This is a genomic window from Streptomyces sp. 8N114 (assembly GCF_052245835.1).
In the GTDB taxonomy this organism is placed as follows: Bacteria; Actinomycetota; Actinomycetes; order Streptomycetales; family Streptomycetaceae; genus Streptomyces.
Genome location: NZ_JBQQBT010000009.1, coordinates 1 through 21,398, shown reverse-complemented (window position 1 = coordinate 21,398; position 21,398 = coordinate 1). Strand labels below are relative to the sequence as shown.

Below are 21,398 nucleotides of genomic sequence, written 5' to 3'. Positions count from 1 at the left end.
TATGCCGAACCGATCACCGTGCGTGAATCGAGTGGCTCGGCTCGCGACGCGCCGTTGACTTGAAGTTGACTTCAAGTACAAGACTGCGTCCATGAGTGAACAGCAGCAGCGAACGGAACATGTGAAGCAGTGGATTGCGGACCGGGCGCACCGGTTGAGCACCTTCGAACCGGCGGCGGCGCTGGACGATCTGCGGCCCCTGGCCGCGTGGATCGGCGACGGCCCGCAGGTCGTCGCCGTCGGCGCCGCGACCCGGGCGGCGCATGAACTCTCCACCCTCCAGCACCGGTTGGTGCGCCTGCTGGTAGAGGAGCGAGGGTTCCGCACCGTCGCACTGGAGGGCGACGATCCGGTGGAGGTCGGCCTGGACGCGTACGTCCGTACGGGACAGGGCGATCCCAGGGCGATGCTCGCCGGGGCCCGGCCGTTCTGGCGTACGGCGGAGATCCTGGAGCTCGTGCGGTGGATGCGCGCGTACAACGACCGCCACCCGCACGATCCCGTGCGCTTCGCCGCCGGTCCCCCTGCCCCCTCCCCCGCCGCACCGCCATGGGGACTGGCGGACATCGAGCGGGAGTTGGCGGAGGCGACCGTCCGCGAGCACGCCGAGTCGGGTGACCGCATCGTCTACTGGGGCGGCATCGCGCACACCGCGGTCGGCGAACCCCGCACCGTCTCCCCCGCGCCTCCCGGCTCCGCGGAACTCACGCACCGCAACGCGGGCAGCTATCTGCGGGAACGGTTCGGGGACGGCTATGTGTCCGTGGGTCTGACCTTCCACCACGGTCGGATACCCGCCGCCGTCCCCGCGCCTCCCGAGGAGTTCGCCGAGTCGGTGCTCGGCACGGCCGGGCCCGCGGCCTACCTGTGGGACCTGCGTACCGGGACCGCGCCCGGGCCGGTACGCGACTGGCTGCGCACCCACACCAGAACCCGCCTGGTCGGACCCGGCTACGACCCGGCCGACGACCCCGCGCACCATCTGTCCGGCGGCGGTCTGTCGGACTGGTTCGACGCCCTGGTCCACGTACGGGAGGTCGGCCCGGCGCGGCTCCTGTGACGGCTACGCCCGCTTACGAGGCGGCTGCGGCACGGGCGGGCAGCCGGTCGGTGCGGGTGTGGCGGTAGGCGTGCGCGGCCTCTCCCGTGCCGGGGTCGACGGTGTAGGCGTCGACGACGACCTGCTGGGCGTTGACCGTCAGCAGCATGAAGCCGAGCGTGTCGTACGCCTCCCAGAACGCCTTGTTGCTCGGCTCGTCCGCGCGACCCTTGGTCTTGGCGGCGGCACCGCACACGATCTGCTGGGTGCCCTGGTAGTCGGCGGCGGTGTCCAGGATCTGGAGGGTGTGGTCGTGACCGCCCAGCAGGAACTCCGCCTTGCCGACTGCCACTTCCTCGTACAGCTCCTTGACGTGCTTGCCGCTCATGTAGTCGCCGCAGGTGACGCCCTCGTACTCGCCCGCGTTGCGGTGGGTGCCGTTGTTGCGGAGCGGGTGGTGGGCGAAGACGAACTTCCAGCGAGCGCGGGAGGCGGCGAGCGACTTCTCCAGCCAGGCGCGCTGTTCGCGGGCGAAGGGCCCGTCCCAGTAGTACTCGGGGTCGGTCTGGAGCACGTACGAGGAGAGCGGCGTGGTGTCGAGCGCGAAGAACTCGGCCACCGGCTCGGCGGCGCCACCGGGTACGGCGACGGAGTAGTAGCGGCTCGGCATGTACCAGCGGGCGGAGTGCGCGTGGTACGCCACCTCGTGGTCTCCGCGCGAGGGCCGGCCGCCGCTGCCCGGGATGATGCCACTGGTGTCGTGATTGCCGAGCACCATCAGCCAGGGCACGTCGATGCCGGTGTTGGGGCGTTCGAACTTGGACTGGAACTCGTCGTCCGTGTCGCTCTCGGGACCGTTCTCGTAGATGTTGTCCCCGAGCCCGATCGCCAGGTCCACGCCGCGCCGTGCGCACACCGCGCGGGCGGCGTCGGCGACCTTCCACTGGCCGTCCTCGCCGGTGCCCGCGTCTCCGGTCAGCAGCACGGTCAGCTCGGCCTTGTCGGGTATCGGAAGCTTGTCGACCCCGCCCTCGGCCGCGCTGCCTGCGGCGTATGCCGACTGGGCCGCCGCACCGCCGCCGAGTACGGCCGCCGCTCCGGCGCCGCCGACACCCGCGAGCACCGTCCGTCTGCTGACGCCGGTGCCTTCCCCCTGAGTTCCCATACGTTTCTCCTCGCGTGACTTGTACAGACACCACCTCCCACGACTGAAGGTGGCATGTACACGGCGCAGCTAAGAGTGGGCGCGGTGAGAAACACTGTCAACTCGCGGGTAACTTCTTCGAATATTCCAGCCGGACCCGAGGCGAGCGGCCAGCAGCAGTCCGGTGGCCGCCGTCACCGCCAGCACCGTCAAGGTGGGGCCCATCGCCGTCAGGAACGCCGCGTGAGGGGCTCGCCGGGCAGGGGTCCAGGCGGACATCAGGGTGGTTGCCGCCGCAACTCCCAGCGTCGGCCCCACATTCATCGCCGTCTGCTTCAGACCGCCCGCCACCCCCGCGTGCCCGGCGGAAGCCTGCCCCACGACGACAGAAGTGGCGGTGACCATCACCGCCCCGAACCCAGCCCCCAGCGCGAAGAACGCCACCCCGACCACACCCGCGCCCACCTCGGCGTCCGCCCGCGACAGCAGCGCCACCCCCGCCGCCAGCGCCGACACCCCTCCACCGGCCGTACGCCGCGGACCGTACCGCCGCAGCAGCACGGCACACACCGGCGCGCCCAGCACCATCGACACGGCGAGCGGCAATGTCCGTATCCCGCACTCGAAAGGGTCGAGGCCGACGACGTCCTGGAGGAAGTAGCTGCAGACGAACAGCGTCCCATGCAGCGCCGCCGACGCCACGAGCAGCAGCGCCAGCGCCGGGGCGATGCCCGGCGTTCGCAACAGCCCGGCCGGGACCAACGGCTGTGCGGAGGTGCGGCGTTCGTGCCGTACGAAGGCTGCGGTCGCGGCACCGCTGACGGCTGCCGCGAGTGCGTTCGTGGCCGTCCAGCCGTCGCCCGGTACGGAGACGAGAGCGTGTACCAGGCAGAGCAGTGCGGCAGCGAGCAGGCAGGCGCCCGGGAGGTCGAGGCCGCCGGGCGGCGAGGTTGCGGGCGCTTTCCGCCGCGTCAGCAGCACGGGGAGCCCCACCGCGAGCGCCGGGGGGACGTTGAGGAAGAACACCGCCCGCCAGCCCAGTTCGGCCGCGAGCATCCCACCGAGGACCGGCCCCATGGCGGCAGCCAGCCCGATCACGCTGGTCCGGATCGCGATCGGCATACCGAGCCGTTCCGGCGGGAACGCGGCGCGCAGCATGCCGAGCGTGGCGGGTTGCAGCAGCGCGCCGAAAACGCCCTGCACGACGCGCAGCCCGATGACCCAGCCGATACTGTCCGCCAGCCCGATCCCGGCCGAGGCGGCGCCGAAGCCCAGCATGCCGAGCGCGAACAGCCGCCCGTGCCCGTACCGGTCGCCCAGCCGCCCCGCGAAGACCAGCAGGCTGGCGACGGCGCTGAGATAGCCGGTGCTCGTCCACTGCACCTGCGCGAACGTGGCACCGAACTCCCGCTGGAGGCTCGGCTGTACGACGACGAGAACGGTGCCGTCCAGCGCCACGACGGCCGCGCCGGTGACGCTGGCGACGAGGGTGAGCGCGCGTATGCCCCGCGTAGGCGCTGTACTCATGCGCTCTCCGGCCCGACGTGGGCGTCCAGCACGGCCCGCAGTACGTCCTCCTCCTCGGCACCGGTGGCTAGCTGGAGGCTGCGCCAGGCGCCCAGTTGGGCGATGCCGTGCAGGCCGGCCCAGAGCGCGCCGGCCCGCGCTCGCGGATCCCCTTGAGGGCGAGGGTGGGCCCGCGCGACGAGGTCCACGAACACGTCGAAGAGCGGCAGACTCGTCTCACGCAGCCCCAGCTCGCCGCTCTCCAGCAGGTCGTGCCGGAACATCAGCTCGTACATCCCCCGGTGGTCGCGGGCGAAGGCCAGATAGGCGCGGGCCAGCGCGGCGAGCTGAGTACGCGGGCTCTGCTGTTGCCCGTCGGCCAGCACCTGCCCGGCCTCGGCCGCCAACTGCCCGAACCCCTCGCGGGCGATGGCGGAGAGCAGCGACAGATGGGTCGGGAAATACCGGCGGGGCGCCCCATGCGACACCCCCGCCTGCCGGGCGATCTCCCGGAGGGAGACACCCCGTGCGCCCTCCCTCGCGACCAGCTCGACACCTGCGCGGACGAGCCGTTCGCGGAGCCCGGCATCCGTGTTCGGTTCACTCATAGACACTGTCTACCATTAGTTGGTAGACAGTGTCTACGCCGTCGTCGCCGTGGTGGGCAGCTCGCACCACACCGTCTTCGCGTACGCGCCCTGCTCCACGCCCCACCGCAGTGCGAGCGCGTCGATGAGGGCGAGCCCTCTGCCCGACTCGGCATCGGGAGCTGCGGCTACGCGAACGGGGAGGGGGCGCGGGTCGGGATCGGTGACGCCGAGCCGGATCCGATCCGTCCCGCACCAAGTGACCCGTACAGTCGCGGGGACCCCCTCCCCCACGTGCACGACCACATTGGTGAGCAGTTCGCTGACGCAGAGCGCCACCACGTCGGCGGCTGCCTGCGGCGCACCCCACCGCACGCAGTGCGCGGCCACCTCATGGCGTACGGCGCCGATGTCGGTGGCCCGGGCCAGCAACGCGAGGGAGAGCGCGGGCCGTTGCGGCGCGGTGGTGACCCGCCACGTCTGCGTCTTCACCCCTCTGCCCGCCCCTCCCCCGCCGCAGCGCGCAGTACGGCGGCGAGAGCGCGGGCAGTGTCGACGTTGCAATTGCCGAGCGCGATGAGCGTGTACGGCTGCGACCCGGCGTACGTCACCGGATCGACCCCGAGAGAGGGCAGGGTGATCCCGTGGGCGCGGAGGGCCGTGCCGAGTTCGGCAATACATTCCTCGACGCCTTTCGATCGTCCGTACGCACATTCGTTCATTTGTCGCACCCTTCCTGAGCACTGTGTGACGAAGCCCTCACACAATGACCCGAGCCCGGGTAACGTTGCAGCTCATCGGGCTCCCGCAAGCGAACTGCCCATCAGCTACGACCAATTGCGGACCCTCCGGGAATGGCCCCACCCGAACGAAAACAGCCATCAACCTCTCGGCGGTGAACCGTGCCAGGACCCAAAGACATCGACGGATCAGCAGGCGTCCCCACCTTCTACGGCAAGGAGCTCCGCTGGCAGCGCGAGCAAGCCGGGCTGACCCAGCAGCAGTTGGTGGAGGGCAGCTTCTACGGCTTCAGCCATCTCAGCGAGATCGAACGCGGGGAGCGGCGGATGCCGTCGGATCTCGCGGAGCACGTGGATGCGGTGTTGAAGACGGATGGGTTCTTCAGTCGCAGGTGTGAGGACGTCCGCAATGCGCGGCGGAGGGGGCACGCCTGGTACTACGAGAAAGCCCTTGAGGCTGAGAAGAGGGCCGACACCATCGAGGTGTGGAGCCCAAACGTCCTACCGGGTCTCCTTCAGACGCGAGCGTACGCTGAAGCCATCGTGCGAGCGACGCATCCTATGGAGACCACGGACGAGGTCGCAGTGAAGGTCAATGCCCGTCTGGAGCGCGCCGTTCTCTTCGAAGCGGATCACAAGAAGCCGATGTACTGGGTGGTCGTGCATGAGTCGTTGGTACGGCTGCCGATCCTGCCGAAGACACAGATGGCCGAGCAACTCGAACTCGTCGCAGAGTTGGCGCTTCGCCCGCGCATCGTCACACAGATCCTGCCGTGGAATGCGGGGCCGCATCCCTTCATGATGGGACCGGCCATGATCATGACCTTTCCAGACGCCCCGCCGATGGTCTACACGGAGTCGCTGCATAGCGGAGACACCATCGACGAGGCAGCTCTCGTGAAGGAGTATCGGAGGTCTTACGATCTGCTCAGGGCCGCCGCGCTGCCGCCGGAGGCGTCCCTGGCCATGATCCAAGCAACGGCAGAGGACTTCCGAAATGGCGAACACCGAGACTGACTTGCAGCTGACTCGCTGGCGCAAGAGCAGCTACAGCAACGGCAGCGGCGGCGAGTGCGTAGAGGTCGCCGCCAACGCACCCGGCGGCATCGTCCCCGTCCGCGACACCAAGTCGGCCCCCACCGGCCCCGTGCTCACCTTCCCCGCAACCCAGTGGGCCCACTTCATCGAAGCCCTCCACAACGGGTACATGAACGCCTGAAACCAAACAGCCAGAGGAGCCCGAGATGATCGGCAGCCAGCCCGACCTCAGCACCGCACACTGGCGCAAGAGCACCCACAGCAACGGCGACGGCGGCGACTGCGTGGAGGTCGCCGCCAACGCGTCCGGCGGCATCGTCCCGGTCCGCGACACCAAGACGGCGCCCACAGGGGCGGTACTCACCTTCCCCGCATCCCAGTGGACCCACTTCATCACGGCCGTCCACAACGGGCAGTTCGGGGACTGACACCGCAGAGCATGCGCCCCTGAACCGCCCCGCATCGCGCTGGTCATGGCGTGCGGGGCTGGAGATGTCAGTGCTATGCGCTAAGCATGTGCGGGTGACGGAAACTGATACGGAGTACTCCGAATTGCTGCAGGCTCTCGAGGAGTTCGGCGGGAGCCTGGGCCCACATGAGCAAGTCAGTTGTCTCTACAGTCTGCTTGTTCCCTTGCTCGGCCGGGTTGAGCGTGAGGACATGGAGTTCAGCGATGAGCCTGTGCTGTCGAACGCGGAAGCGGTGCAGGGGCTGCGCAGGGCAGCAGCTGGGGAGCCGGTGGACGCCGATGCGATCCATGAGCACCTGACCGCGATGGGACTGGTCTATTCCGAAGACCAGGACCCGGACTTGCATGTGATATCCCAGTCGGCCTACGCAGCGGCGGCCTGGCTGAGCCTGCTGGCAGGGCGGAAGCTGCGTACGGACGACCTGTTGGAGGATGACGAGGATCTGATCCCGGCGTTCGCTCCATCGATGTTCACGCAGATCATCGACCTTCTGGCCTGGACTCGATCGGACCAGATGTACATCTCCTGGGAGGACGCCCTCACCTACCCCGACCTTCGCGATCTTCAGGCCGCGACCCGCGAGCTCAGGGCGATGTACGCGGAGGTCACCACCTGAGGGGGAAAGCCTCTTTCGGGATGCAATGGCGGCGCTGCTTCTTCCCTCGATTCCTCAGATGCCACCCCCATCGGGTCTGGGTCCGGGATCTCCGTGGTCCCTCACCACTTGTGCGTCTTTCCATTCGGCGCTGAAGGAGGGGCAGTCCGCATCACCACCGTCCCAGGCCATGGTGATTTCGACCGAATCCGGAGTGCGGTCGATGGCGAAGTCGGTCTTCACCGTGTATGTGCGCAGCCATCTCAAGCTGCCGCTCCCGACAGGGTCGCCGTCGACGCGGATCTGCCAACGTATGCGCCGGTCGATGCAGTTGCGGGGCACGGAGAACGTGAGCTCTCCGCCCAGTGCGCGGCCCTCGAAACGGAAGCCGTGGGGGTCTTCGGGGCGGAAGCCGCTCTCGACGCGCTTTCGCACGTCCCAGGTGAGGTAGTGGTGTTCGAGGTGGCGCGGTCCACCGCCTGTTTCCTTACGGAAGACGGGAGTCGCTCCGTGATGGGCGCGGGTCAGATAGAGAGGGTCCGTCGCGCCGAAGAACAGGGCCAGGCCGGTGACCGCGACCACGACCACGAGGATGACGGCCCAGCCGGTCACACACCCCACGCCGTGTCGGGTGCCGGGCTCCCCTTCGTCTCCTTCCCCGTCAGAAGGCATGCCCGTACCGTCGGCGCCGGTCGAACCGACGCTCACCATGGCCGTGTCCACGGGGGAGCCGTGCGGAAGCCGGTCGCGATCCTCGTGTCTGCGTCCGGCTTCACGACCCGCGCCGTTCCATTCTTGAAGGGCCGGCCATCAAGCGATCTCCCATTCGGCTTCGACGGGCTTCCCTGGGTGCTGCTCGCGCTTGTGTGTGCCGCATCGTCCCAGCTCGCGCGGCAGTGTTTGAGCATCTGTCCAACCCTGGGCGTCAGAGGTGTGACATCTGTACGTAGTGCGAGGAAGGTAGCCGTTCTAGTTTCGGTGTGCGCGGGGTTTCACGCAGGGTGACCCCCAGCTATGAGCTGTCCATCCGCGCTGCTTGCGCTCTCATGCGCCCGCCGGCAACCCCTGAGGCTCAGAGGCGGCGTCCGGAGCCGCGAGGTGAGCCGGGCGACCTAATTCCGCATTCCGCATTTCACTTCATGGCTGCTCAGCCGATTGTCCGGACCGGCTACCGCATGCGGAGCACAGCGCTCCCATGCCACTCGACATTTCTCGCATCCCGATGGGAGCTGTTTTCATGAGCGCCGTCAGCAGGCGCCCCGAGCCGACCCCGATCAATGTCCGCCACCGACCGGCGACGGATATGGAATCCACTGATACGAGCGCTCCCGCGTGCCACTGCGGCCAGTTGCTCACACGGTGCAGCGGCTGCCGGACCCTCCGTTGCCTCGACTGCGACCCGTACCGTTCAGATGACTGCGCCTTCGCTGTCTGAACATTCCGGCACCACTTCCGGGGACGAGACCGAGCAGCAGTACTTCGTCGTGATCGGCGACGACGCGGCGCGCAGGGTCTGCGGTCATCTGCAGGCGGCGGGGACGGCCGTGTGCCACATGGCGTATCCGACGGACGAGGCGTTGCGCCGCGCCCTGGTGCGGCAGGTCACGGGCGTCGCGGTGCTCTTCGACGACGATGCCGAGTCCCTGCGCTACGCACTCGCGGTGGAGCACATCCGTCCGGGCGTGCACCTGGTGGTGACGGTCTTCGACCGGACGGTCGCGGATCAACTCGAACGCACCGTGCCGAACTGCCGGGTCACCTCTCCGGCCGATGTCGCCGCTCCCGTCCTGCTGGCCGCCTGCCTCCAGCCCGGCCTACTGGCGCTCAGCCGGTCGTCCTCGGGGCACGTCAGCGCCCGCTGGGAGGCGAACGGGGTACGGCTCGAACCGTACCGGCCGCCGCGCGCCCTGAGGTACCGGGCCTTGGTCGGCAAGATCAGGGGCCAGTTGCGACCGCACGACGGCAGTTCGCGGATCATGCTGGCCGGGCTCGCCGGTCTGTTCGCTGTGCTGCTGGCGGACTGGTGCTGGTCCGTGACCCTGAACCACCGGCCGCCGGTGGAAGCGCTCTTCGAGGCCGCGCGGACACTGGCGACCGTCGGTCCGGCGACCGCGCACGGCTCGACGGGCTATGTGGTGTTCGCCAGCATCGCGATGCTGACCAGCATCGTGTTCACCGCGGTTTTCACCGCCGGAATGGTCGACCGGCTGCTGGCTCCGCGCTCGATCGGCATGGTGGGCCCCCGGGCACTGCCCAGGGCGGGCCATGTGGTGGTGGTCGGACTCGGACAGGTCGGGCTGCGGCTGTGCACGCACCTGCAGGAGCTCGGCCTCGGCGTGATCGCGGTGGAGCGGGACCCGGCGGCTCCCAATCTCCGGCTGGCGAAGGCGCTCGGCGTACCCGTGGTCGTCGCCGATGCCAGGGACCGGTTCGTACTGCGTAAGCTCGGGCTCCCCAAGGCTCAGGCCATGGCCGCCGTCGCCTCCGACGACCTGGACAACATCGCGGTGGGCGTGGCGGCACGGGCTGTCGCACCCGAGCTGCGTGTCGTGATCCGGGCGGGCGACCACGAGGCCATAGCCGAGACGCAGTCCCTGTTCAGCATCGGCATCGTGCACGACCTGGCCAGCCTGAGCGCCGCGTACACGGCCGCGAGCCTGACCGGGCCTGAGCCGAGCGGAGTGCTCACGCACGGCAGACGACTGCTGGTGGAGCGAGCGGACGGTGCGTTCACCCAGTGGCCGCACGCCGCCCGTTGCGATCACCATCCGTACGGGAGTCACGAAGGGCAACCACGAACGACGAGCTGAGGCGCCCGTCAGAATCCCTTCGCCCTCCCCGCGTGAATCGCTCTAGCCTTGCGGCCATGAGCAGCAGCCTGGAGACGATCAACGACGTGCCGGTCCTCATATGGGACACCGAGGGCGAGACCCTCGGCAGTGAGAGCGATGCCCTCGACGTCATAGGCAACACCTCGTACCAGGGTGCCGAGTGGGCGGTGATCCCGGCCTCCCAGCTGGACGAGGCTTTCTTCCGGCTGAGCACACGCCTCGCGGGAGACATCATCCAGAAGTTCGTCCAATACCGGGTGGGCCTCGCGGTCGTCGGTGACATCTCGCCGCACCTGGAGGCCAGTTCGGCGCTCCGTGACTTCGTACGGGAGTGCAACCGCGGGCGGCAGACCTGGTTCCTGGCCGACGTGGAAGAGCTGCGGGAGCGGCTGAGCGGCTGAGCGGCCAGGGCGCCTAATTCAGTCGCGTCCCACTTCGTGGGCCGTTAGCTTCGCGGCTGTGACGACTCAGCTGCGAACCGAACGCCTGGTGCTCCGCGGATGGCGGGAGAGCGATCTCGCGCCGTGGGCCGAGATGAACGCCGACCCGGAGGTGCGGGAGCACTTTCCGGGCCTGCTCAGCCGGGAGGAGAGCGACGCGTCCGTGGCCCGGTTCCAGGAGGAGCTGGAGCGGCGCGGCTGGGGGTGGTGGGCGGTCGAGGTGCGGGACACCGGGGAGTTCGTCGGGTTCGCCGGTCTTGACCCGGTGGAGGACGAGCTGCCGGTCGATGGCGTGGAGGCGGGCTGGCGGCTGGCCCGCTCCGCCTGGGGGCACGGTTATGCGACCGAAGCGGCGCGGGCGGCGCTGGAGTTCGGCTTCGACTCGCTGGACCTTACGGAGATCCTGGCGATCACCACGGCCACCAACCTTCGCTCCCAGGCGGTGATGCGCCGCCTGGGCATGACCCACGACCCCGCCGACGATTTTGAAGACCCCACCGTCCCGCCGGGTCCGCTGCGCAGCAGCGTCGTCTACCGCTTGCCCCGCGCCCGGTAAGGGGCGCGGGGAACTGCGCGACCAGCCACGACGCACGCGCAGACCCCAAACGACAGGCCGGGGCACCCCCTCAGGGAGCGACCGGCGGCTCCGCCTCATGTGCCCGGTGCAGCACGTCCAGGAAGGACGGCGCCGCAGGCACTGGCACCGCGCCGATGCGGTGCACCGGGATGCCCGGCGTCCAGGAGTTCAGGACGACGGCCCCGGACAGTGCGGGCAGGTCGGCGAGGGTGACCTCGCGATCGTGCTGGGGGACGCCGAGGCGGTCCAGCTGGCGGCGGACCATGGCCATCATGGTCCCGCCCAGCATTTCGGCCCTGGGCCACACCACGGCTTCGCCGTCCCAGAAGGCGAGGTTCCAGATGGTTCCCTCGCTGAGACGGCCCCGCCGGTCGACGAAGGCGGCATCGTCGAAGCCCTGCTCCTGCGCCTGCCGCAGGAAGTAGGTCTTGGCCACCTCGCCGACGTGCTTCACCGTCGGGAGGGGACGTTCGTACTCGACCGTTGCCAGCTCCAGCGGCCCCGCCGGACCGGACGCGGCGGGTCCGGTCCGCACGAGGACGGAGAGCTCCGCGTCGGCCGCGTCGGCGGTGAACTCACCGGCCGAGGAGTACACGACGGCCGTCAATGACACGTCGGCCGGGCCGGTCTCCAGCGCCGTCCGCAGATACGACCGCACCCGGTCGTCGGGCAGCGCCCGGCCGAACAGCTCCAGCGAGGCGGACCGCAGTCGCTCCAGGTGCAGGTCCAGCCCCCGCACCCGGCCGTCCCGCACCTGCATGGCGGTGAAGTGCGCGTAGCCCGCGAAAGCGAGCGGGGCCAGTTCTTCGGTGGTGGCGGTGCGGCCGTCTCGGTGCACGGCGTACGGGGTCGTCCGAGGCCGCCTGTCCAGCGCGGTCGTGGAATGTGTGCTCATGCGGAGGACGTTAAGGCTTGACACCGATGCGAAGGTCAACTGCGAAGGTCAACGACGTCGACGGAACAGGGCAGGACACATGCTGATCGGGGAGTTGTCCCAGCGCACCGGGGTCAGTTCCCGGATGCTGCGCTACTACGAGGCACAGGGGGTGCTGATCGCAGGGCGCGGGCCGAACGGGTATCGCGACTACGGCGAGGAAGCGGTGGTCACCGTGCGGCAGATCCGTGCCCTGCTGCGGGCCGGGCTGTCGACGGAGGTGATCCGTACGGTGCTGCCGTGCGTCCGGGGTGAGCAGCCGGTCATCCACTGGTGCGCGGAGCTGCGCGACATCCTCAACGGCGAGCTGGCGGCCATGGACGAGCGGATCGACGCTCTGCAGCGCAGCCGTGGCACGCTCGCCGACCTGCTGGGCCCCTCCTGAGCCGCACGCCGGAGGGGCCCTGCGCGGTCAGCCGGCCTCTTCGACGTCGAGGGCCGTGCCGTACAGCCGTGAGACGTGGAGGCGGATGACGACACGCTGTTCCCTGACCGCCTCGGCCAGGAACGCTTCCTCGTCCTCTGCGGAGGTGAAAACACCGGCCATGGCGGCGAGTTCCCGGCCGACCGCGTCGCCGGGGACTGCTGTGGGCTCGGAGACCTCCGCCTCGCCCTCGGCGACCGCGAAGGTCCACACGTCCGGGCTCACATGCAGGGCGGCGTGCGGGTCGGCGCGGAAGTGGCGGGGCTTGAGGCGGTCACGGGTCGTGGAGATCCGCAGGGTGCGTTCGCTCGCGTCCCACCGGTACAGCACCGTGGTCAGATGCGGGTGACCGCTCTTGCGGACGCTGGCCAGCACACCGAACTGCTGCTCGGCGAGAAGACGGTGGAGTTCGGTTTCGGTGAGCGGGCGCGGAGCCGGTCCGGGCATGGGGATTCCTTTCGCGAGGGGGTGCGGAACGGGGTGGGTCAGCCAACGGGCTGCCGTGCGGGGGTCGAGGTTGCCGTTGCCGCCGCTGCCGTGCGTCGGCCGGGCTTCCGGAGCGCCACGGCCGCGACGACGAGTGCCACGACGAGCAGCCCGGTCCCGGCGGCGAAGGCCACGTGGTATCCCCCGGTCAGGGCGGAGGCGCGGGGGCTGCCGGAGGCGGTCAGTGCGTGGGTGCGGGCGGCTGCCAGGGTGGAGAGCGTGGCCACGCCGAGGGCCATACCGATCTGTTGGGTGGTGTTGAACAGCCCGGAGGCCAGCCCGGCGTCACGTTCGTCCGCGCCGGACATGCCGAGCGCGGTGAGGGCCGGCAGCGCGAGTCCGAAGCCTGCCGCGAGCAGCATCACGGGCAGCAGGTCGGTGGTGTAGTGCGCGCGCTCGGGCAGCCGGGTGAGCAGGCCCAGCACACCGATCAGGAGCACGAGGCCGGTCAGCAGCACGACGCGTTCCCCGTACCGCGCGATCAGCCGCGCTGAGACGCCGAGCGAGACCAGGCCGATGACGAGGGCGGCCGGCAGCATCGCGATGCCGGTCCGCGCGGCGCCGTAGCCCAGCACTCCCTGGAGATAGAGGGCGACCAGCACCTGGAACGAGTACAGCGCTGCGACCATCAGCATCTGCACGACGTTCGCCACGGCCACCGTACGGGAGCGCAGAATCCGCAGCGGCATCAGCGGGGTGCGGGCCCGGGACTGGCGGACGAAGAATCCGGCGACGAGTGCCACGCCGAGGAGCGTGGGGAGGAGGGTGTGCGGTGAACTCCACCCGTACGCCGTGGTGTTGATCACGCCGTAGATACCCGCCATGAGGCCGACGGTGATCAGCAGTGCGCCCCAGGCGTCTGCTCCGGCACGCAGCCCCATGCCGCTGTCGGACGGGAGCGCCGGCAGGGCGAGGGCGATGACGGCGGCGCCGATGGGCAGGTTGATGAAGAAGATCCAGTGCCAGGTCAGCAGGTCGGTGAGGACACCGCCGAGGACCTGGCCGATGGAGGCACCGGCGGCGCCGGTGAAGCTGAACACGGCTATGGCGCGGGCTCTTTCCCGCCGTCCGGGGTACAGCGTGACGAGAATGCCGAGGCCCACGGCCGCCGCCATGGCGCTGCCGACGCCCTGCAGGAAACGGGCGGCGAGCAGGACCGCCGGAGTGCCGGCGAACCCGGCCAGCAGCGAGGCCGCGGTGAAGACCCCGGTCCCGGCCAGGAACATCTTTTTGCGGCCGAGCAGGTCACCGAGCCGGCCGGCGAGCAGCAGCAGGCTTCCGAAGGCGATGAGGTAGGCGTTGACGACCCAACTCAGCTGCGAGGAGCTGAAGTTCAGGTCGCGCTGGATGGCCGGCATCGCCACGGTGACGATGGAGCCGTCGAGGATGATCATCAGCGTCCCGGCGGCGATGACCCCGAGGGCGAGGCCGCGCGGACGTCGGGCGGAGAACACGGACATGGTGGGCCTCTCTTGTCGCCCAGCGAGTGGGAGGTGGTGCGATAGCGAGACCGTAGCAGATAGTTTTGTTGCAGACGATCCTTTCGCAGACGATACCTTTCGGAACCAGTTCCCCGGTAAGCTGGACGCCATGACCGCCATGACGCCGCCGACCCGCACCCAGCCGGACCTCTCCTACCTGCTGGACCACACCAGCCATGTGCTGCGCACCCAGATGGCGGCGGCACTCGCCGAGATCGGGCTGACGGCACGTATGCACTGCGTGCTCGTCCACGCGCTGGAGCGGGAGTGCACCCAGAGCGAGCTCGCCGGGATCGGCGACATGGACAAGACCACGATGGTGGTCACCGTCGACGCCCTGGAGAAGGCCGGGCTCGCCGAGCGCCGCCCCTCCAGTACCGACCGCCGGGCGCGGATCATCGCGGTCACGGAGGAGGGGGCGCGGATGGCCGAGCGCAGCCAGCGGATCGTGGACGAGGTGCACGAGCGGGCGCTCGGTGCGCTGCCGGAGGGCGACCGGGAGACGTTCCTACGGCTCCTCGACCATCTGGCCACCGGCCACCTGAGCAGCCCCGCGCCTACCCCGGCGCCGGCCCGCCGGGCACGGCAGCGCAGCCATTGACCCGAGCGGGCGGCTCTGCGGACCGCGGGTGCCGCGCCACTGCGTTCGCGCGACCATGGAAGGGCCAACCACCGGACGGCTGAGGTGAACTGATGGCTGCGACGTCCAAGCGCGTGATCGTGACGGGGCAGGTGCAGGGGGTGTTCTTCCGGGACTCCTGCCGCCAGACGGCCGCGGGGCACGGCGTGCAGGGATGGGTGCGCAATCTGCCCGACGGCAGCGTGGAGGCGGTCTTCGAGGGGGAGCCGGAAGCCGTCGACGCACTGGTGGAGTGGGCCCACGAAGGGCCTCCGGCAGCGGTCGTCGACGACGTGACTGTGACCGAGCAGGAGCCGCGGGGGCACTCCACGTTCCAGGTACGCGCCACCGCCCTGTCGCCGGGCCAGGACCGGTGACAGGGCCGGAGCCCGGCGCAGCAGCGGACGACCGGCTCCGGCTCCAGGTCCAGGTACCCGACGAGCTGCGCCTCTTCCTCCCCGCCCGGCTACGCCGCCAAGCCGGGCAGCCGGCGGGTGTTTCCTGCCCGTACGACGGGACATCCTCGCTCGGGCACGTGGTGCAGTCGCTGGGCGTGCCGCTGACGGAAGTGGCCGGGCTGCGGGCCGACGGCGCGGCTGTCCCCGACTCGTACCGCCCGCCGGACGGTGCCCGTATCGCGCTGACCCCGGTGCCCCGTCCGCAGCCGCTGCCGCCGGAAGCGCCCTCGCCGCCCCGGTTCGTGCTCGACGTCCACCTGGGCGCGCTGGCCCGGCGGCTGCGGCTGCTCGGTGTGGACACCGCCTACCGCAACGACGCGCACGACCCGGAACTGGTGGAGCAGGCCAACGAGGAGCGGCGCGTGCTGCTGACCCAGGACCGGGGCCTGCTGCGCAGGCGGACCCTGTGGCTGGGCGCCTATGTACGGGGCAGTCGCCCGGACGACCAGATCGCCGATGTGCTGGCCCGGTTCGATCCGCCGCTGGCCCCCTGGACGCGCTGCCCGGCGTGCAACGGGACGCTGCGGGCCGTCGCCAAGGAAGAGATCGCCGACCAACTGCCGCCCGGCACACGTCGCACCTACGACACGTTCACCCGCTGCACCGCCTGCGGGCGCCTCTACTGGCCGGGGGCGCACCATGCGGATCTGATGGCACGCGTTGATGATGCCCGGCGTACGGGTGAGGGCGACGACGCCTCGCCCTAGCCGTGTCCGGCGCCGCTTGCGTACCCCGCATCGGGGGCTGCGCTTGCCCACCCTGCTCCCCCAAGCTCTTCGAGCAGGGGGTACCCCCAGGGCGCAGACTGCCCAAGCTTCGCAGGGGGACGCGCCCAGCAGGGGCGCGGGGAACTGCGCGACCAGCCACGACGCACCCGCAGCCCGCGTACTTCAGGCAGGGGCACCCCCTACCGCTGGCGGAAGCGCAATACGTAGCGGCGTTGCCAGGGGGTTTCGACCGCGCGGCGCGAGTAGTGGGTGCGGACGTAGGTGACGGCCTCTTCAGGTGGGACTCCGTCGAGGACCGCCAGACAGGCGAGGGCGGTGCCCGTACGGCCCTGGCCGCCGCCGCAGGCGACCTCCACGCGCTCGGCGACGGCACGTTCCCACACCTGGTGGAAGGCCTCGCGGGCCTCGGCGCGGTCGCTGGGGAGCCGGAAGTCGGGCCAGCGCAGCCAGTGGGACTCCCAGCCGACCGGGGACGGCCGACGGCCCAGCAGATAGAGGCCGAACTGCGGTTCGGGACCGGAGGGCAGGGGGTGGCGCAGCCCCCGGCCACGGACGAGCCGGCCGGAGGGCAGGCGCAGTACCCCCGGCGCTTCGGGTTCCCAGGTGGCGGACATGCCGGGAGCCTAGCCCGCGGTCCGGCCCTGCGTGGGGCGGTCGGGAAGAGCGGCGGCTCCCCCGTACGGACCCGCCCCGGCGGCGAGGGCCGGGCCGCGGCGGGACACTCGGCGGGACGGCCCGGCGGCGAAGGGCGTGACGTGGGATGAGCGTGGAGCTGGGAATCTTCGTGGAGCGGGACGGGCTGCCCGCCGTACGGCTGGAGCGCCCGTTCGCGGTGAGCGTGGAAGAGGTGTGGCGGGCGCTGACGGAACCGAGCCGGTTGGCGGCGTGGTTCCCGTCGCCGACGGTGCATCTGGAGCCGATGGTGGGCGGCCGTGTGGACTTCGCCGGCGACCCGTACGCGGAGGACGCCTCCGGCACGGTGCTGGAGTTCGACCCGCCTCGCCGACTGGGCTACACCTGGGGCGACGACGAGCTCCTCTTCGAGCTCGGGCGGCGCGGCGAAGGGTGCGTGCTTGCCCTCACCGACGTGCTGGAGGACCGCGAGGCCGCAGCGCGCAACGCGGCCGGCTGGGACGTGTGCCTGGACGAGCTGGCCGAACTCCTGTCCGGCGGCGCCCCTTCCGGCCCGCACGACGGGACGGCCGCCGACTGGCAGGCCCGCTACGACGCGTATGTCGCCGCAGGCATGCCGTCAGGGGCTCCGGTGCCGGACGGCGGCGACCCGGGCTGAGCGCGGCCGGCGGCGGTCCCGGAGGAGAGGGATCACCCCCAGCGGCGGGCCACGTACAGCGTCCAGCAGGTGAGAGCCGCGCACAGAACGCCGCCGGTTGCGAAGACCGTCGCGTGCCGGCCCTCCTGCAGCAGGGAGGTGGTCAGCGCGACCGTCGCGGAGCTGGCCAGTATGGCGGAGGCCGAGAAGAGCGACGCGGCGCGGGCCCGGGCGGGCGCCGGCAGCAGCCGGGGGAGCCAGGTCTGCAAGGTGGTGTGGAGGTAGCTCCAGGCCGTGCCCAGCAGTACGGCGGACAGCATCAGCACGGCCGTACCGGGCACCAGCGCGGCGAGGAGCGCGCCCGCCACACCCGTCGAACCCCCGGTGGCCAGCAGCCTCATGGGACCCCACACGCGTGCGTGCCGCTGCAGCACCAGCGTGCTGCCCAGCACGCCGACGGCGTAGGCGACCAGCACGGCCGAGGTCGACGCCTGCCCGCCCGCGGTGGCCAGGGCGGGGGCGAGGAGGGCGGGCAGCCCCAGCATCACCGCGCCCTCGGCGGCACCGAGGCCGAGGACGGTCCCGTACGCGGAGGAGCACCGCTCCCCCGCCGCGTGCGGACGCTTCCCGTGCGTCCGGGCCTGCTCCGGGGGGACGGGCCCAGGGCGGGTGGCCGCACGGATCCGGCAGACGGTGACCGCGGTCAGTACGGCGATGACGGCGAACGCGGGCCGCCAGGAGCCGCAGCGCAGCACGGTGTCGGCGAGGACGGGCGAGGCGATCGCGCTCGCCGCCGTGACGGTGGTGAGGGTGGCGAACGCGCGCTGTCTGGCCTGCGCCGGGTTCAGCGACTCGTAGTAGAGGGAGACCGAGGGGGTGACGGTGGCGAAGCCCGCACCTGCGGCGGTGCGCAGCGCGATCCACCACGCGGGGCCGGGGCACAGCGCCGAGCCGACGGACGCGGCTGCGGCGACCAGCAGTCCGGTGCGCAGGCTGCGCCCCGGTCCGTACCGGTCGGCCAGCCATCCCCACACCGGCAGCGCGAGCCCTTGGCCGAGGGAGTAGGCGGCGAGCCCGGCGGTGACGGTGCCGATGTCCGTGTGCCAGGCCGTGGCCAGCGCTGCGAGCAGCGGCGCCGCCAGATGCCAGTCGGCGTTGCCGAGGGCGGCGGCCCAGCGCAGCGCGGACATGGTGCCCCCTCTCTCGCGGTCGGCTCGCTTGTAACGGCGGACCTACGGAAAGAGAGAATATGGGCGTTTTCCATAAGAAGACGCTGTGTGCTGGAATTTGACCCCTTCTGGGGACGCTGCCGAGGGCCTGCCCCTGGACCGCGCCGCAGCGGCCGGAACCGGCGACGGCCGAACCGGGACGGAGTTTCGGGGCGCTCGGACCGGCACCGTATCGTCGGTTTCCGCGCAACACCCGACCGACAACAGGAAGGCAGGCGAGCGGCGTGCGGGAGCAGTCCTCAGGAGCCGGCGGACAGCGGCGCGGCGGTGGGCGGCCCTACGGACGCGGCGGCCACGGCGGACCGCGCGGCGGGCACCGGCCGCGCGGGCACGGCGGTCCGCCGCGCGAGCACCCCGGCCGCTCCGCGTACGACGAGCACCGGCCGCGCGCTCCCCGCACCGGACTTGCGGCCGAACTGCGGGCGCTGGAGGGCGCGCAGTACGGCCGCTACAAGAGCCTGGTCGGGCGCTGGGAGATGCCCGGCGGGGAGCTGCTGGAGCTGGTGCGCGGCCAGTCCGACCCGTACGCGCCCCCGGCCCGGGTCGCCCTCCATGTGCCGGGACGGCTCGCCGCGCTGCCGCCCGAGCTGTGGCGGACCGCGACCCGGCGCCGAGCGCTCTCCTCCTACCTGGCGCGGCAGGCCGCGAGCGCCGTACGCGGCGAGAAGGCGCTGCGGGTGGACGCGGGCGGCCAGGAGGTGCTGGAGCGCAGTTCGTGCACCGTCAGCGGCGAGGACGGCTCGGTGACGCTGCGGCTGGGTGCCGCTCTCCCGGGGCACGGGCGGCGGATCGACGGGCGGGAGGCCGAGCGGCTGCTGTGCCAGGTGCTGCCGCGCGCGGTCGAACGGGCGCTGTGCTACGGGTCGTTGGACGCGGCGGCCGTCCAACGGTTCGTGGAGACGGTCGAGGACTCGGTGGCGCTGCGGGAGGCGCTGGACGGGCTCGGCCTGGTGGGGTTCGTCGCCGACGGGGCTGTGCTGCCGCGCCGCAGCGGGGTGGACGATCGGCCGGCCACCGGCAGCGGCGTGGTGCCGTTCGTCTCGCCCGATCAGCTGCGGGTGACGGTCGAGTTGCCGCACGCGGGCGCGGTGACCGGCATGGGCGTACCGGAGGGCGTGAACCTGGTGGTCGGCGGCGGCTTCCACGGCAAGTCGACGCTGCTGCGGGCGCTGGAGACGGGCATCTGGGACCATGTGCCGGGCGACGGGCGCGAGTTGGTCGTCTCACGGAGCGAGACGGTGAAGCTGCGGGCCGAGGACGGCCGCCGCGTCGAGCGGGTGGACGTGCACGCGTTCGTCGACCACCTGCCGGACGGCTCCGACACCTCCGACTTCTCGACGCAGAACGCCTCCGGGTCCACCTCGCAGGCCGCGTCACTGTGCGAGGCCGTGGAGGCGGGCGCTCGGGTGCTGCTGATCGACGAGGACACCGCGGCGACGAACCTGATGATCCGGGACGCCCGGATGCAGTCGCTGGTCGCCAAGGACCGCGAGCCGCTGACGCCGCTGGTGGACACCGTCCGCTCGCTCCACCGTGACCACGGCGTCTCCACGGTGCTGGTGATGGGCGGCTCCGGGGACTATCTGGAGGTCGCCGACCGCGTCGTGATGCTGGACGCCTACCGGCCCTCCGACGTCACCGCGCGGGCCCACGAGATCGCGGCGGTGCCCACCGGGCGGCACGCCGAGGCGGAGTCGTTCCCCGGCATGGTGGCGCGGGTGCCCGACCCCTCGTCGCTGGACGCCGAGGTGCGCGGGCGCCCCCGGATCCGGGCGCGGGGCGAGGACGTGCTCTCCTTCGGCGACCACGAGGTGGACCTGCGCGCCGTCGAGCAGATCGCCGACCCGCGCCAGGTCACCGGCATCGGCCTGGCGCTGGAGCTGATGGTGCGGCGCGGCCTGCTGGACGGCCGCCGGACGCTGGCCGAGGCCCTGGATCTGCTGGACGAGCTGCTGGCGGACGGTGCCACGGGCCCGCTTCTCAGCATTCGGGACGAGGATTTCGCCGTGCCCCGCCGCTTCGAGACCGCCGCGGCGATCAACCGGGTCCGGGGGCTGCGGATGCTCCGCTGAGGGGGTCCGTGCAGGTCGTCGGCGAGGGCGTGGTTGGCTTTCCCCATGAGTGCGACCGTCGACGTCACCACCTGGTACCTGGAGCAGACCTCGGCCGCGGACCTGGTGCCCGCGCGGGTGCCCGAGGACAGCGCCGGGATCGGCGTCGAGCGCGCCGAGGTGCCCAGCCCGGAGTTCAGCCGGTTCCTGTACACCGCGGTCGGCGCGGACAACACCTGGGTGGACCGGCTGCCGTGGACGTACGAGAAGTGGCAGCGCTTCCTGGAACGTCCGGGCATCGAGACGTGGGTCGCCTACGAGCGGGGCACGCCTGCGGGGTTCATCGAGCTCGACGCCGCGAGCGAGGCGGGCGTGGTGGAGATCAGCTACTTCGGACTGCTCCCCGCCTTCCGCGGCCACGGCATCGGCGGCCATCTGCTCAGTTACGGCACAGCTCGGGCCTGGGACCTCGCCTCCCGCTGGGAGGGCCTCCCGCCGACCGAGCGCGTATGGCTGCACACCTGCTCCCTGGACGGCGCGTACGCTCGCGCGAACTACGAGCGGCGCGGGTTTCGTGTCTGTCGCACGGAGACCAAGCCGGAGCCGCAGGTCGCCCCGCCGGGCCCCTGGCCGGGGGCCTGACCTGCGGTCCCGAAAGCCGCCGCTGTGGTTGGTATTGCTTGCCGGGTGCGGCTGGATTGTGGCTGGTGGGGGCACCTCCCGGCCGGAGTCCTGGGGGCACCTCCCGGCC

26 protein-coding genes are annotated in these 21,398 nt (G+C 71.1%); 15 read left to right on the top strand and 11 right to left on the bottom strand.

Translation table 11 applies throughout. The features are described from left to right. The first annotated feature begins 91 nt into the window (after positions 1 to 91). Positions 92 to 1,060, top strand: coding sequence for an erythromycin esterase family protein (locus tag ACTWQF_RS20280; protein ID WP_443281005.1), 969 nt, complete (start codon positions 92 to 94; stop codon positions 1,058 to 1,060). Positions 1,061 to 1,073: 13 nt separating this feature from the next. On the opposite strand, the gene ACTWQF_RS20275 is transcribed toward ACTWQF_RS20280, so the two are convergent. The 5 genes from ACTWQF_RS20275 to ACTWQF_RS20255 form a co-directional block, all read right to left on the bottom strand. Beyond that, entirely contained in the window at positions 1,074 to 2,204 is a 1,131-nt protein-coding gene (locus ACTWQF_RS20275; RefSeq protein WP_443281004.1) for a metallophosphoesterase, read from the bottom strand. A gap of 69 nt (positions 2,205 to 2,273) precedes the next feature. Beyond that, entirely contained in the window at positions 2,274 to 3,710 is a 1,437-nt protein-coding gene (locus ACTWQF_RS20270; RefSeq protein WP_443281003.1) for an MFS transporter, read from the bottom strand. Next, entirely contained in the window at positions 3,707 to 4,297 is a 591-nt protein-coding gene (locus tag ACTWQF_RS20265) for a TetR/AcrR family transcriptional regulator (RefSeq protein ID WP_443281002.1), read from the bottom strand. The genes ACTWQF_RS20270 and ACTWQF_RS20265 overlap by 4 nt, the downstream gene beginning before the upstream one ends. Positions 4,298 to 4,330: 33 nt before the next feature. Continuing rightward, positions 4,331 to 4,768 (bottom strand): ATP-binding protein, encoded by a 438-nt coding sequence (locus ACTWQF_RS20260; RefSeq protein WP_443281001.1) that lies wholly within the window; start codon positions 4,766 to 4,768, stop codon positions 4,331 to 4,333. Continuing rightward, positions 4,765 to 4,998, bottom strand: coding sequence for a hypothetical protein (locus ACTWQF_RS20255; protein WP_443281000.1), 234 nt, complete (start codon positions 4,996 to 4,998; stop codon positions 4,765 to 4,767). The genes ACTWQF_RS20260 and ACTWQF_RS20255 overlap by 4 nt, the downstream gene beginning before the upstream one ends. A 180-nt stretch (positions 4,999 to 5,178) precedes the next feature. Between ACTWQF_RS20255 and ACTWQF_RS20250 the strand changes: the two genes are divergently transcribed. From ACTWQF_RS20250 to ACTWQF_RS20235, 4 genes are all read left to right on the top strand, one after another. Next, on the top strand, positions 5,179 to 6,033 hold the full coding sequence (locus ACTWQF_RS20250; protein WP_443280999.1) for a helix-turn-helix domain-containing protein: 855 nt from the start codon (positions 5,179 to 5,181) through the stop codon (positions 6,031 to 6,033). Continuing rightward, positions 6,014 to 6,235 carry a DUF397 domain-containing protein gene (locus ACTWQF_RS20245; protein WP_443280998.1) on the top strand — a complete coding sequence of 74 codons (222 nt, stop codon included), beginning with the start codon at positions 6,014 to 6,016 and terminating at the stop codon, positions 6,233 to 6,235. Before ACTWQF_RS20250 ends, ACTWQF_RS20245 begins: the two co-directional genes overlap by 20 nt. Before the next feature lie 25 nt (positions 6,236 to 6,260). Then, positions 6,261 to 6,482 carry a DUF397 domain-containing protein gene (locus ACTWQF_RS20240; RefSeq protein WP_443280997.1) on the top strand — a complete coding sequence of 74 codons (222 nt, stop codon included), beginning with the start codon at positions 6,261 to 6,263 and terminating at the stop codon, positions 6,480 to 6,482. A gap of 232 nt (positions 6,483 to 6,714) precedes the next feature. Further along, positions 6,715 to 7,140 (top strand): hypothetical protein, encoded by a 426-nt coding sequence (locus ACTWQF_RS20235; RefSeq protein ID WP_443280996.1) that lies wholly within the window; start codon positions 6,715 to 6,717, stop codon positions 7,138 to 7,140. Between the two features lie 54 nt (positions 7,141 to 7,194). Here ACTWQF_RS20235 and ACTWQF_RS20230 read toward each other — a convergent pair whose 3' ends face one another. Beyond that, a complete protein-coding gene (locus tag ACTWQF_RS20230; RefSeq protein ID WP_443280995.1) occupies positions 7,195 to 7,791 on the bottom strand; it encodes a hypothetical protein in 597 nt (198 codons plus the stop codon). Between the two features lie 740 nt (positions 7,792 to 8,531). Between ACTWQF_RS20230 and ACTWQF_RS20225 the strand changes: the two genes are divergently transcribed. From ACTWQF_RS20225 to ACTWQF_RS20215, 3 genes are read left to right on the top strand one after another with little or no spacing between them, the layout of a single operon-like run. After that, entirely contained in the window at positions 8,532 to 9,929 is a 1,398-nt protein-coding gene (locus ACTWQF_RS20225) for an NAD-binding protein (protein ID WP_443280994.1), read from the top strand. Positions 9,930 to 9,985: 56 nt separating this feature from the next. Next, positions 9,986 to 10,351, top strand: a complete 366-nt coding sequence (locus tag ACTWQF_RS20220) for a DUF4180 domain-containing protein (protein ID WP_443280993.1) — start codon at positions 9,986 to 9,988, stop codon at positions 10,349 to 10,351. A 58-nt stretch (positions 10,352 to 10,409) separates the two neighbouring features. Continuing rightward, on the top strand, positions 10,410 to 10,946 hold the full coding sequence (locus ACTWQF_RS20215; protein ID WP_443280992.1) for a GNAT family N-acetyltransferase: 537 nt from the start codon (positions 10,410 to 10,412) through the stop codon (positions 10,944 to 10,946). A gap of 70 nt (positions 10,947 to 11,016) precedes the next feature. Here ACTWQF_RS20215 and ACTWQF_RS20210 read toward each other — a convergent pair whose 3' ends face one another. Beyond that, positions 11,017 to 11,862, bottom strand: a complete 846-nt coding sequence (locus tag ACTWQF_RS20210) for an aminotransferase class IV family protein (RefSeq protein WP_443280991.1) — start codon at positions 11,860 to 11,862, stop codon at positions 11,017 to 11,019. Between the two features lie 79 nt (positions 11,863 to 11,941). Here ACTWQF_RS20210 and ACTWQF_RS20205 point away from each other — a divergent pair, with 79 nt between their 5' ends. Continuing rightward, entirely contained in the window at positions 11,942 to 12,286 is a 345-nt protein-coding gene (locus ACTWQF_RS20205) for a MerR family transcriptional regulator (protein WP_443245498.1), read from the top strand. Positions 12,287 to 12,313: 27 nt separating this feature from the next. Here ACTWQF_RS20205 and ACTWQF_RS20200 read toward each other — a convergent pair whose 3' ends face one another. Both ACTWQF_RS20200 and ACTWQF_RS20195 read right to left on the bottom strand, forming a co-directional pair. Then, entirely contained in the window at positions 12,314 to 12,772 is a 459-nt protein-coding gene (locus tag ACTWQF_RS20200) for a TIGR03618 family F420-dependent PPOX class oxidoreductase (protein WP_443280990.1), read from the bottom strand. Positions 12,773 to 12,810: 38 nt separating this feature from the next. Then, on the bottom strand, positions 12,811 to 14,271 hold the full coding sequence (locus tag ACTWQF_RS20195; RefSeq protein WP_443280989.1) for an MFS transporter: 1,461 nt from the start codon (positions 14,269 to 14,271) through the stop codon (positions 12,811 to 12,813). Between the two features lie 130 nt (positions 14,272 to 14,401). Between ACTWQF_RS20195 and ACTWQF_RS20190 the strand changes: the two genes are divergently transcribed. The 3 genes from ACTWQF_RS20190 to ACTWQF_RS20180 all read left to right on the top strand — a co-directional run bounded on the left by ACTWQF_RS20190 (position 14,402) and on the right by ACTWQF_RS20180 (position 16,076). Further along, on the top strand, positions 14,402 to 14,893 hold the full coding sequence (locus tag ACTWQF_RS20190; RefSeq protein WP_443280988.1) for a MarR family winged helix-turn-helix transcriptional regulator: 492 nt from the start codon (positions 14,402 to 14,404) through the stop codon (positions 14,891 to 14,893). Between the two features lie 92 nt (positions 14,894 to 14,985). Next, positions 14,986 to 15,288, top strand: coding sequence for an acylphosphatase (locus ACTWQF_RS20185; RefSeq protein ID WP_443280987.1), 303 nt, complete (start codon positions 14,986 to 14,988; stop codon positions 15,286 to 15,288). Beyond that, complete coding sequence (locus tag ACTWQF_RS20180) at positions 15,285 to 16,076, top strand: Mut7-C RNAse domain-containing protein (RefSeq protein ID WP_443280986.1); 792 nt, start codon at positions 15,285 to 15,287, stop codon at positions 16,074 to 16,076. The genes ACTWQF_RS20185 and ACTWQF_RS20180 overlap by 4 nt, the downstream gene beginning before the upstream one ends. Positions 16,077 to 16,276: 200 nt before the next feature. Here ACTWQF_RS20180 and ACTWQF_RS20175 read toward each other — a convergent pair whose 3' ends face one another. Continuing rightward, the gene (locus ACTWQF_RS20175) at positions 16,277 to 16,711 is read right to left on the bottom strand and encodes a protein-tyrosine phosphatase family protein (RefSeq protein ID WP_443280985.1); all 435 of its coding nucleotides are present in this window, start codon (positions 16,709 to 16,711) and stop codon (positions 16,277 to 16,279) included. A gap of 146 nt (positions 16,712 to 16,857) precedes the next feature. On the opposite strand from ACTWQF_RS20175, the gene ACTWQF_RS20170 reads away from it, so the two are divergent. After that, complete coding sequence (locus ACTWQF_RS20170) at positions 16,858 to 17,388, top strand: SRPBCC family protein (RefSeq protein ID WP_443280984.1); 531 nt, start codon at positions 16,858 to 16,860, stop codon at positions 17,386 to 17,388. Between the two features lie 32 nt (positions 17,389 to 17,420). Here ACTWQF_RS20170 and ACTWQF_RS20165 read toward each other — a convergent pair whose 3' ends face one another. Then, positions 17,421 to 18,557: an MFS transporter gene (locus ACTWQF_RS20165; protein WP_443280983.1), complete on the bottom strand. Its 1,137-nt coding sequence runs from the start codon at positions 18,555 to 18,557 to the stop codon at positions 17,421 to 17,423. A gap of 263 nt (positions 18,558 to 18,820) precedes the next feature. Between ACTWQF_RS20165 and ACTWQF_RS20160 the strand changes: the two genes are divergently transcribed. Next, positions 18,821 to 20,668: a P-loop domain-containing protein gene (locus ACTWQF_RS20160; protein WP_443280982.1), complete on the top strand. Its 1,848-nt coding sequence runs from the start codon at positions 18,821 to 18,823 to the stop codon at positions 20,666 to 20,668. A 45-nt stretch (positions 20,669 to 20,713) separates the two neighbouring features. Next, positions 20,714 to 21,289: a GNAT family N-acetyltransferase gene (locus tag ACTWQF_RS20155; protein ID WP_443280981.1), complete on the top strand. Its 576-nt coding sequence runs from the start codon at positions 20,714 to 20,716 to the stop codon at positions 21,287 to 21,289. Positions 21,290 to 21,398 lie beyond the last annotated feature (109 nt).